The sequence below is a fragment of the Virgibacillus sp. LDC-1 genome (genome assembly GCF_030137545.1).
Classification (GTDB): domain Bacteria; phylum Bacillota; class Bacilli; order Bacillales; family Amphibacillaceae; genus LDC-1.
Window position 1 is genome coordinate 1 of record NZ_JARUVL010000029.1, and the last position, 11,077, is coordinate 11,077.

The following is an 11,077-nucleotide window of genomic DNA, read 5'->3' on the forward strand; positions in this document are numbered from 1 at the left end:
TCTCGCTTTGACTTGGTCAATAGAATAACCTCCCAATCGCTATATTTTTATCTTACAATAAAAAAACTGAACTGCGAAGCAAGAGCCGTACGCTCTCCTACTTACACAGTTCAGTTTACACTCCCCTCGGTTCCTCTTCATCATATTTTATAATGGGGAATATCTTAATCCCACTCCCCCTTCAAAACTAACAACCGAACCTTTTTAAAATAATCTTCAAGTTCTCTTAATATAGCATCCTATAGGCTATTATCCTCTCTTTCCACTCCACCCTTTGGAAAATTCCATTCACCTTTGATATCTTCATTCCCACTTGATAGAGAACTTATTTTAACTTTATGTACCAATAGAAAATCAGTTCCCTGAAATATAATTGCCCCTACTGCATTTCGTATCATAGATTGGTCCCCCATTTCGATTGGTAAAGGTGACAAAAAACATTACCACAATTGTATTGGAAATGCTAAACATCCGTACTTACTGGGAAATCCTGCGTTTTATTCTCAGATTGGTTTATGTATTGTGCAATCTTATTGCTAACGATAATAAACCCTAAAAACAGCAAGCCATTAAATATCCAACTACAAATATTCATGTAGATAATTACTTTACCGTAGCCTTCTGCACCATAAGATTGCACCAAAAATGCCTTTAATGAATTAGTAGCTACGTATCGTAAAGTAAACAGCAGATTAAGCAATTGGAACCAAATAAATAAACCTTTCGCCTTATATAGCGCTCGACTGTACTTGCGTGGATGACCTTGCAAATATGCCAAATCAACAGCAAAATATAGTGCCAAAGGTTTTTTTATCACTGTGGATAGAAGAAAAACTATTCCCTCTGCGAAACCTAAGTAGACCTGATTCCAAAGCATATTAATTGCGGATGTAGATAATAAATTGATGATGGTACTTAATAACAGTGAAGTAATAATAGTAAGTCCGAGGATGTTGAGCTGTTTTTCTTTAATAAATCGATAAACAGTGTATACGAATCCGGGAACAGTTGATAAAAGAATAGCTATGTAGTCGTCACCTAGTGGCTCTCTCCCATAATTCCAAATTAAAAAGGGTATAGCTCCATAACAAATTAAATCTAAAATCATAAGTCTTTTATTCATGCCACCAACTCCCCCACCACAAAATGATATTTTAGCGGAACTTTCTTGATTAGCTTAAGAGTTTATTGCAACAAATACTTTATGAATTTTCAGAATTGATTAACCGAAATTAGTCCCCTTATTGTAACATCGGGATAGGATTATTTAGTTGAATGGGGTTGTTAAGGTATTTCACTTTTTATATGAACGTTCATATATGCATCGCGATAATCTACAAAAAAACTACAACTAATTTAACTTACGTAGTACTTCTTTTCATTTGTATAACTCAGGGACCAATTATTATTTTACATCACCAAGCATATAATACCTCCTAGATTATTCATAGTAATCTTAACATAGTTACTATTTAACTAAAGTGGTACTAACACTTTTCTCGTAAATAATGGTAGTCTCTGTGAAAAAAGTCTTTGGAAACTATATGAACCGCCATGATTTAATTAATCATATAAAATAAAAAGGGCTATCGAGGATGACAATATTATCGCCCTCAATAGACCTGTTATAAACTTATTTTATTCCTTACTTACTACTTTCCGTAGTCGATATTTCTAAGAATTCACTCACCTACCATACCGTCGCCATCACGATCGTCCATATATTGATATAACCAATGATCACTCGTTATTGGCATACTAAAACCTGCTTCTTTTGCTTCTTTAATCGTCACCTGTCCATTACCGTTTGTATCAACACTAGATATATCACCACTCGTGTTTGAACTCGTTGAACTGGAAGGATTATTATCTGTTAAACCAAGCGATTCGTTTACTTCATCAGGATTCACATTGTCAAATGTATCAACGATCTCGTTACCCATTAACGTATAAGTATATTGATAACTTGAAGGTATCTGTGTTTTCGTATTCGGATATGTAATAATCGCTTCAAAATTAGTTGCTCCACCTGCATCACGGATGCTTTTTTCCATGTACGCTTGATCCCCGTGTCGGTTGAGTGTGCTTTCTTGAGGCGTGATATTATAAGCGTTCGACACCCCTCCAAGAGAATCAGCAATGATATGTCCCTCATCTAAAATGTCACTTTCGACACCAGGAACCTTTGCCTCATCAGAATAGTATCTACCAGACGATAATACAGGTTCGTTACTGTCATCTTGCAGAATAATTTCATCAGCAATGACTCGCACCAGTTGCCCGTATTCGTTAGTGAATGCCCAATACTCACGCTCCCCAAAGCCAATGTCAACGACGACTTTTGATTCACGATAACCAGATAAATCACCACCGTCAACTTCAATAAGTTCATATCCTTCGAACAGTTCCTCTTTTGATGGCGTTACTGTTTCCTCTACTTCGATATCCTTAGTTAGATTATCTGTAGTTTCTTCATTTACAATAGATCCATCTTTTACATTAGTACAACCAACCATAATAATGATTGTTAAAAGTAAGATAAAATAGTTCATTTTCTTTTTCATCTGTATTCTCCCCTGTTGCAGTTTCATGCTGTTTATTCTAAAAAACGCCAACTAAAACTAAATCTAAGTCTAATCTTACCATAAAAGACTAATATCTTATTAAATTATCATGTCCCGTTACCATAACTACTTCATAGTTAATATTAGGTAAGTATTCAAAATAAATACAATTAAAAGGAAATTGAGGGAACGCTGAACTGACAATGGCTTGAGCATGAATAGACCTCGAATTCGCACATGTGTTTTTTATCAGTCTCTCATAACCAACCTAACAAAAAAGGTTCCAACCATCATCATAAAAGATAGTTGAAATCCTTTTTTACTAAATTTTTTAATACTATTAATAACAATCAACTAATTTAGTATCATTGTATTATTTTTATGTTATTAATCTCCTACAATCATTATGTTGCATTTTCTATCACGTACTCTGTTTTGATCCCAATCGATAAAATAAATATACCCAACTGAACCTATTAATAGTTCGTGATCTTTTAAGACAAAGGTTTCACTTGCACCAAACAGTGTCGCACGCATATGGGCGTCTGCATTCAGTATTGTTGCTTCATCTGTTGGATAATCTGGATCGTTTAATGAATGAAGAAATGCTACATGCTCTTTACCTGGGTATAGGTAGTCTGATTCAGTTAATTGTCGTGGAATGAGTTTATTTAGAATTCTATTCAAATCAACTTGGATATACTCATCTCCATTAAAATCTGTATCATGGACATATTCTTCAAATACGACAGAACACGTTGTATGTGGGGAAGACACAACACATATACCATTCTTTATGTTGCTTTTCTCAATGATTTCTTTAACTTGCTCTGTAATATTATGATAGGTAACACGCGTACCATTTGATGTAAGAATGAGTTGATCATAATAAGTGGACATATTATACCTACTTCCTTTAATTATTGTGTGCTTCTTTTACTGCTTTCAACATATTTTCTATCATGTTAATTGGGTCATCTGCTAAAACAATGCCACTGGTGCAACCTGTACCATCTGCACCTGCAGCGATGGTCCGATAAACGTCTTCAGGTGTTGAAATTCCGGCCGCTTGCATGACTAAGACATCCGTTGAAATGGCTCGTATTTCTTGATTTGTTTTCTGAATATATTGATCATCACTTGTTTGTCCGGTTCCAATTAATTCTGTTGGTTCACATAAAATAATATCAGGATTTAACATAGCCACAGCTTTTGCCTCTTTAACAGAATCCGCACAAACAATAGATGTTATTCCCTTTTCCTTTGCTTTTTCAACTGATTGAACTACCTCATTTAAAGTGAGCGAATGCTCTGCGTGGTTAATCATTGTTGCTGTGACACCAGCTTCTTTTAGTGCGTCTGCTGTCACAAAACCCATCCCACGCCCTAAGTCAATCCCATCCATATGTTGTGCAGTTATAATCAAGTTCTCTGTTTGATCAGCCAATAGTCTTAAATCTACATATTGCGCAGTGAAATATACATCAAAATCAACTTGACCTGCTAACCTATCTGCCGCAATTGCTAACTTTAAGATCTCTTTACCTGTTAAATAGGATTTAGGGTTAATCATAAAAAAAGGGTTACTTTTTGTTGAATGCTTCATTCGTATCATCCTTTCAATTGAACTGGCTGCGTTTCAAACACCTTATAGTAGTGCACTAACACTTGTTTAAGACCTTCTTCGAGCTGGTTTATCAATTCAAAATAATCTTGAGACGGTTCTTTCGCTTTCTTGTGTGCTGATACGATAAAATCAGTAAAAATATTAATCTTACTCATACCCTCCGTTGCACAACGGTTCAATTTTTGATCACCTGATGAACTGCCACCATGTAAAACTAGTGGAACAGTTACATGACTTGAAATCTCATGCAGCCTGTCAAAATTAATACTTGGTTCGCCTGCATATTTACCGTGGGCGGTTCCAATCGAGATGGCTAGAGAGTCGACATTTGTTTCTTTCACAAAATTAATAGCATCTTCTAATGTCGTGTCATATGAACGGTCATTACTCTCTCCTTCATACGAAATCTCATTCGATCCGACGTGCCCGATTTCTCCCTCAACCACAACGCCCTTTGTATGAGCATAATCAACCACTTCTCTAGTATTTTGCACATTCAGCTTAAATGGTAATGAAGAGCCATCGAACATAACCGAGCTAAAGCCTAAATCAATTCCTCGTTTTATAAACTGAAAGTCACTACCATGATCCAGATGTAGAACGACTGGTACATTTACTTTTTCAGCGTAGTATTTTCCTATCCATGCAGCCTCTTCAATACTTAAATAAGCTTCATGTGATTGGGCATATGCTAGAATAAGTGGTAATCCACACGATTCTGCTGTCTCTGTATAAACTTTAGCTGTTAATGCATCAACAAAATTTGCTGCTGGAATGGCAAAACTGTTTTTTTGAGCGATTTGAAATAATTCTCTTGAACTCACTAACATTTCCATTTCCCTCCGACTATAAAATAGAATCGAAATAAAGATTGAGGCTTTATTTCGATCCTATCTTTATTAACTTAACTGACGCTCTAATTCTTCATAAACTTGATCGGCACCTATACCAGTTAATAATGGCACACCGTTAATCACTTTATCTTTAATTTTATCTGGCACTACCGTTGTTGTAATAATCGCATGATAATCATCAATTTTATTCATTTCATCTGCTACTTTTGATTGGTAAAGGGTCACGTTCTTATCTAGACCTTTTTGTTGCAACCATTCTTTAATTTTACCTGTAACCACTGTGGATGTTGCAACACCCGTACCACACATAATCAGTAACTTTTTCATAATTAATCGTCTCCTTCCATATTTGAGCGTCTTGGTTTAACTTTATTCACGTAATACAAGCCAGCTATCGTCACAATACCGATGATCCCGATACCAACCCAACTTAAATAGTCAGACGCAAGGATATACATTAGTGTTGTCCATAGCCCACCTTCAGCCATAGCTGTGATACTCGTATTACCAGCCATATCAAAATTAGCTGCGATGGCTGACTTAGTAACTAATGGTGCTACCCATGATGTAACGTACAGAATCGTTGCCATATAAATAGCTCCACCAACCACAGTTCGAATAATGTTTCCGCCAAACACTGCAGCCATCAAAGCAACGACAAACGGAATGGTTGCTAAATCACCGAATGGAAGCGTGCTATTACCCGGAAGTAAAATTGCTAAGGCAATAGTAATTGGCACAAGTAATAATGATGACGATAAAACAGCCGGATGTCCGACAGATAAAGCAGAGTCCATACCTATATAAAGCTCTCTACCTGGGAATCTTTTTCTAACAAACTCTGTTGCAGACTCAGAAATAGGTGTAAGCCCTTCCATTAGTAACGATACCATTCTAGGCATTAAGATCATAACAGCTGCCGTTGACACTCCTAGTTCACCTACACCGCCTACATCATAACCAGCCAAGACACCAATTACTAGACCGATAAGGAGCCCCATAACAGTGGTATCTCCAAAAATGCCGAATTTCTTTTGAATCGTTTCTGGATCCGCTTCTAATTTATTAAATCCAGGAATACGATCAAAAATCCAATTCATAGGTACAGCAAAGATAAATCCAGGTGCTGATGTACCATGTGGGAATGTAATATTAGGGAAGCCATAGAACTTGTTAATAATCGGCCCAATAATGTCACCTAATAAGATAATCATCGCAAAATACACTGCTGTCGTAAATAAACCTAAAGCAAAGTTTCCAGTTAATACATATACGAGAGAAGCTATAAAAGCAGCATGCCAAAAGTTCCATATATCCACGTTTAAGGTTTTTGTCAATCCGAAAACTAACAATACAATATTAATAACGATTCCAACAGGAATTGATAGACTGCCTAAAATCGTGCCATATGAAATAGCTGCGGCAGCTGGCCAACCAACGTCAATTGTTGTTAGGGTTAGACCAAATCTTTCTACCATCGTTTGAGCAGCAGGTCCCAAAGAGTTTCCCAGTAACCCGATGACTAGATTAAGTCCGACAAATCCGATACCTACTTTCAAGCCCGAAATAAATGCTTTTCCTGGCTTTGCCCCCAACGTTACACCGAATACAAATATTAGGATAGGCAGGACTACTGTCGCACCTAAATCTACAAACCACTGTAATGCGTTTAACATAAACGATACCTCCCGCTATATTAGTTTTTCACTCTTAATAACGCTTAAATAGTCCGCTTTATTAGAACAATTAAGTAATTCATCTAGAACCGATTTTTTTTGTATTAATCCCATCAGTTTTTGTAAGATTTCTAGTTGCTCATGCGCTTCTTTTAATCCCAACATAAAAATCAGTCGAACAGGAATGACCTCTGATGAGCCATCCATTGCTCGGAAGTCAACAGGATGCTTTAATGACATAAAGCCGATTTGAGACGATCGTACTTTATCACTATCAGTATGAGGAATTGCTATACCCACATCATTCACATACAATCCTGTAGGAAATTTCTTCTCGCGATTTAAAACACCAGGAATGAATTCATCCGTGACTAATCCATTATCTTTAAAATGTTGTGCTAATTCTTCAAGTGCTTCTTCTTTTACACTCACATTCTCTTTTTGTAATAAAATAATTTCTTTATCAAATAACATGTCGATAACTCCAATCTATACACACGTTTTTTTATTCATATATTCAAGTAATTTACTGGTATCAGTCATTTCGACCAATTGAGATACATTTTCTTTTTTCTCAACTAGTGCGTATAATGCTGCAAACACATCCTTAATTTCTGTTATATCCTTTTCTGTAACCGCAACAAAGATGATTAAATTCACTTTATTGCTTCCCCATTGAATTTTTTGATTCAATGTAATCAAAGAAATAAATGAAGCCTTTAATGTATGTGATGATGCGTGTGGTATAGCGACACCAGTATATAAACTTGTTTCTCCCATCACTTCTCTTTCATATAAAGATTGTTTAAAAGCTTTTGTAACTAATCCGCGTGTATATGCTTCATTTGCAAAGAAGTCTAAAACCTGATCTTTATTTTTAAAGTCTTTGTGTAAAAAAATAAAATCTGAATTTAAAAATTTGGATATTTGATTTTCCTTAAGCATCATTTTAGCCTTCAATACAGACTTATCTTGACTAATGTCCTCATATTTCTCTTTTATCTGCCTCATCTCTACTTCCGTTACTAAAGGAGATACATATATCACCGATTTCGAGCTATCTTCTATACGTACAGAAGAAATAATCAGATCAACTTCATCTAAATCATTTGCATAAAACTCAGATAATGAAATAGTTTCTATGATACTCGTTGCAGGTAAAGCATGTTTAATTTTGTTAAAAATTAACTCAGAGGTTGCTAAAGCTTGTTCACACACAATCAAAATCTTTTGTGTTGGAATCTGTTTCTCAATCGCAACCTGAAAATGAATCGTTAAAAATGATATGTCATGATCATTTAATTGAATATCATACGTCTCCTCTACATCATTCATCAAATACCAGACAATATTAAATAGAATACTATATTGTCTTTTAATACTATCTAGTAGCGGGTTAGTTAATGTGATTCCTAACTTCAATCTGTATATCATTGTGGGCACATGAGCAGTAAGCACGTCGAACAAGTGTGTATCCGTAGATAAATCAATTTGCAACATTTGGCTCATCTTCCAAATGAGTTGCTTTATTGTTGCAATGTTTTCAGAACTCACTTTTCTTATATCAGGAACAGGCTTTATGTCATGTGCAAATAACAAACCACTTAAAAACTCAATATCATTCTTTTCTAGAATCAAACCTAGTTGGTGATGGATTGCTTCGGCTATCTCAACAGCAATTAAGTATGATTCCATATACATCATATTCTTCATAAATATTTCTTTTTTCTTTGTTACGTAACAGCCGATAGATATCCTTTGCACGTATATAAGGAGACTAATGTAGAGTGATTCTTTATAATAGTCGCTTAAAGGCCTCCCTGCTCTTGCCAAGATACCTCCATATACCTCATGAACAAATGCTTTAATTTCTGGTAAGAACAATTGATCAGCTAATTCTTCAATAACATCCATGCGGTTTGAAGAATCAATCATGGCACCATGTTCTAATAGAGAAAAAATATATTGTTTTAACACATGTTGAATCGCTTTTTCTTCTCCTTCAATTCGTGTACCAAAGTGATCGGATACTAAATAAACAGGTTTTCCTCGAAAGAACGCTTGTATTTCGTCCATATCTTTTCTTATTGAACTTACACTTACAACATATTCTTCTGACAATTGCTCATAGGTCATATATTCTTTCTTTAAAAACAACCGCTTGACGATTTCTCTTTGCCTCTCTTCAGGCGAGAAAGATAAATAACATGGAGAAATGAGTTGCATAATCTTTCTCTCTGCATTCCTAATCGCAGCTTCAGTTCCTTTTAGAATCAAACCTTTTCTAGGAATTTTATCAATATAAGCCACATTATCCATTAATCGATTTAGGTATTCTACGTCATCGTAGATTGTTTTAGTAGAAACGGATAATCTAGTACTAAAAAAATTAGCCGGCCGGTAATCTAATTCTTCCATTAATAACTTATAAAGATTAAATCGCCTAGAATCAGTTTTATTCATGATCAATTTCTCCTTTATCTTTCTACAACTTAATTATAGTAAACGCTTTCTTTTACAGCCATGACATCTTTCTTCCACATTAATGTGGAAGAAAGCGCTTTATTGTATTTTTGCAAATATAACCAACATAAGATTGGATCTATTAATTAAAGCTTTATAGTGAATAATTTCACATATAATGATGTTACTTTTAGATTTGTTTGCTATACTTCAAATCCAACGAGCTTTTCGGGAGTTTAAAAGAGAACGCTGAATGCCAGAGGTATCTATTGTTCATCTACTTACCATGATCTGTATGGAAAAGTCGTATATCGTTTTAATGTTCCTTTTAACAGGCGAAAATGCGCGTGCGACAGTGTAACAAAATACAAGCCGCTGCTCCCTCATGGTACGGACGATTCTCCGTATAGATATGGTAAAGCCTTGTTATATATGTAAAGTACGCCAAACTGCATTTTTAAGGATCTGACCTGCAATCAATTCTATTGGCTGAAACAGCTTTTAATAATATACTTACTATATATTATAATTAATAAATATCTTAATAGGCTGTGATAATATGTCAGGAAACAAACAAATGAATCATGTAAAATTAATAATGAGTGAGATGCTTCAACTACAACAGAAATCTAAAAAATTTGTAAACATACTTTCTGAAGGAGAGTCTCTCTCCCAAAACCAACTAATTCTTCTTCTCCAGCTAGAAATCAATGGTGGAATGAAAGCAACTGAAATTGCTGACTTTTTCAGTGTGACTCCTGGAGCCGTTACATCCATGTGCGATAAGCTGGAAAAGCTAAACTTAGTCAAACGTGAAAGAAAAAGTGAGGATCGCAGGATTGTGAAAATAGTTTTAACAAATGGTGGAGAGGACAAGGTCCACGAAATATTCATGAAATTTCCACAAGAAAAATTAACTACTATTGCAAAAGTGCTAAAGGACATCAATAAGCTAATGAATAGTATTGTATAGAATTTCACCATCGTGAAATTTTTTTTTTATTATCTACGTACTTTAACACCCTGCTTTTGGTCTCCTATTTCACCTGTTAATCTTCGTTAAATTTCACTTTCATAAAATATCACTTGCCAAAAAGACATGGATTATGTTTTAATTTATATATATTTTAATAACTAAAATATATATAAATTAAAATAGGTGGTGTAGAATATGAAAGATAAAAAAACTCTCAATAGCATAACCCTTACAAATGGCACAATTAAAGACCTTACAACAGATTATGAATCCTATAATATACGTGGCTCTGTTTCTTTCCATCAAGAAATACATACTAAAAAAATTTCAACTCATGGACATAGTTCATTTCATTTTGATGTTAAAGCAGACAGCTTTAAAAACTCAGGTTCATGCGTTTTAAAAGAACATTGTTCTATTAAAGAAATAATAAATAAAGGGAATTTAAAAATTAATAGCGGGGAAACAACAAATCTAATCAGCACAGGGAATCTCACTGTAGAACAGATTATTCAGTCAGAAAAAATGAATCTAATTGGTATTGTTCAAGCAAAGGAAATTAATTCAAAGAAATTTCAACTAAAATTATCAGGTAAAAGTGTTATAGAACGCCTTATTGCTGATGAAATTTTTGTAGAGAAAGGAAAGGTAACATTTCCATTGTTACGGAAAAAACTAATTTGCAATTATATAAAAGGTGAAAATCTACGACTCTCTTATACAGATGCAGAAGTTGTTGAAGGTGAAACGGTGGTAGTTGGAGAAGGTTGCAATATAAAAACACTTTCATATACAAAAAATTACACAGTCTCGTCAAACTCTAAAGTTCAACATATTATAAGGAGGGAAGGATAATGATCAATATAAAAGCTATTTACAGTTTTTTTTATTTATTAATAATCCCTGTCCTTTCTGTC

The 11,077-nt window shown here is 34.6% G+C and carries 12 protein-coding genes; 2 read left to right on the forward strand and 10 right to left on the reverse strand.

Annotated elements, in window-relative coordinates; all coding sequences use genetic code 11:
• Positions 1-239 precede the first annotated feature (239 nt).
• The 10 genes from QBK89_RS14735 to QBK89_RS14780 all read right to left on the reverse strand — a co-directional run bounded on the left by QBK89_RS14735 (position 240) and on the right by QBK89_RS14780 (position 9,184).
• Positions 240-398: an NUDIX hydrolase gene (locus QBK89_RS14735; RefSeq protein WP_481937842.1), complete on the reverse strand. Its 159-nt coding sequence runs from the start codon at positions 396-398 to the stop codon at positions 240-242.
• Between the two features lie 65 nt (positions 399-463).
• Positions 464-1,123, reverse strand: a complete 660-nt coding sequence (locus QBK89_RS14740) for a VC0807 family protein (RefSeq protein WP_284141789.1) — start codon at positions 1,121-1,123, stop codon at positions 464-466.
• Between the two features lie 559 nt (positions 1,124-1,682).
• Positions 1,683-2,564 carry a DNA/RNA non-specific endonuclease gene (locus QBK89_RS14745; RefSeq protein ID WP_284141790.1) on the reverse strand — a complete coding sequence of 294 codons (882 nt, stop codon included), beginning with the start codon at positions 2,562-2,564 and terminating at the stop codon, positions 1,683-1,685.
• A 387-nt stretch (positions 2,565-2,951) separates the two neighbouring features.
• On the reverse strand, positions 2,952-3,464 hold the full coding sequence (locus QBK89_RS14750) for a YjbQ family protein (protein ID WP_284141791.1): 513 nt from the start codon (positions 3,462-3,464) through the stop codon (positions 2,952-2,954).
• Between the two features lie 16 nt (positions 3,465-3,480).
• Positions 3,481-4,170, reverse strand: a complete 690-nt coding sequence (locus tag QBK89_RS14755; RefSeq protein WP_284141792.1) for a triose-phosphate isomerase — start codon at positions 4,168-4,170, stop codon at positions 3,481-3,483.
• 5 nt (positions 4,171-4,175) lie between these two features.
• On the reverse strand, positions 4,176-5,021 hold the full coding sequence (locus QBK89_RS14760) for a class II fructose-bisphosphate aldolase (protein ID WP_284141793.1): 846 nt from the start codon (positions 5,019-5,021) through the stop codon (positions 4,176-4,178).
• Positions 5,022-5,090: 69 nt separating this feature from the next.
• Entirely contained in the window at positions 5,091-5,372 is a 282-nt protein-coding gene (locus tag QBK89_RS14765) for a PTS sugar transporter subunit IIB (protein ID WP_284141794.1), read from the reverse strand.
• Between the two features lie 2 nt (positions 5,373-5,374).
• Positions 5,375-6,721, reverse strand: coding sequence for a PTS galactitol transporter subunit IIC (locus tag QBK89_RS14770; protein WP_284141795.1), 1,347 nt, complete (start codon positions 6,719-6,721; stop codon positions 5,375-5,377).
• Between the two features lie 15 nt (positions 6,722-6,736).
• Positions 6,737-7,195, reverse strand: a complete 459-nt coding sequence (locus QBK89_RS14775) for a PTS sugar transporter subunit IIA (protein ID WP_284141796.1) — start codon at positions 7,193-7,195, stop codon at positions 6,737-6,739.
• 15 nt (positions 7,196-7,210) lie between these two features.
• A complete protein-coding gene (locus QBK89_RS14780; protein WP_284141797.1) occupies positions 7,211-9,184 on the reverse strand; it encodes a BglG family transcription antiterminator in 1,974 nt (657 codons plus the stop codon).
• 577 nt (positions 9,185-9,761) lie between these two features.
• On the opposite strand from QBK89_RS14780, the gene QBK89_RS14785 reads away from it, so the two are divergent.
• On the forward strand, positions 9,762-10,157 hold the full coding sequence (locus QBK89_RS14785; protein WP_284141798.1) for a MarR family winged helix-turn-helix transcriptional regulator: 396 nt from the start codon (positions 9,762-9,764) through the stop codon (positions 10,155-10,157).
• 198 nt (positions 10,158-10,355) lie between these two features.
• A complete protein-coding gene (locus QBK89_RS14790) occupies positions 10,356-11,015 on the forward strand; it encodes a hypothetical protein (RefSeq protein ID WP_284141799.1) in 660 nt (219 codons plus the stop codon).
• Positions 11,016-11,077 lie beyond the last annotated feature (62 nt).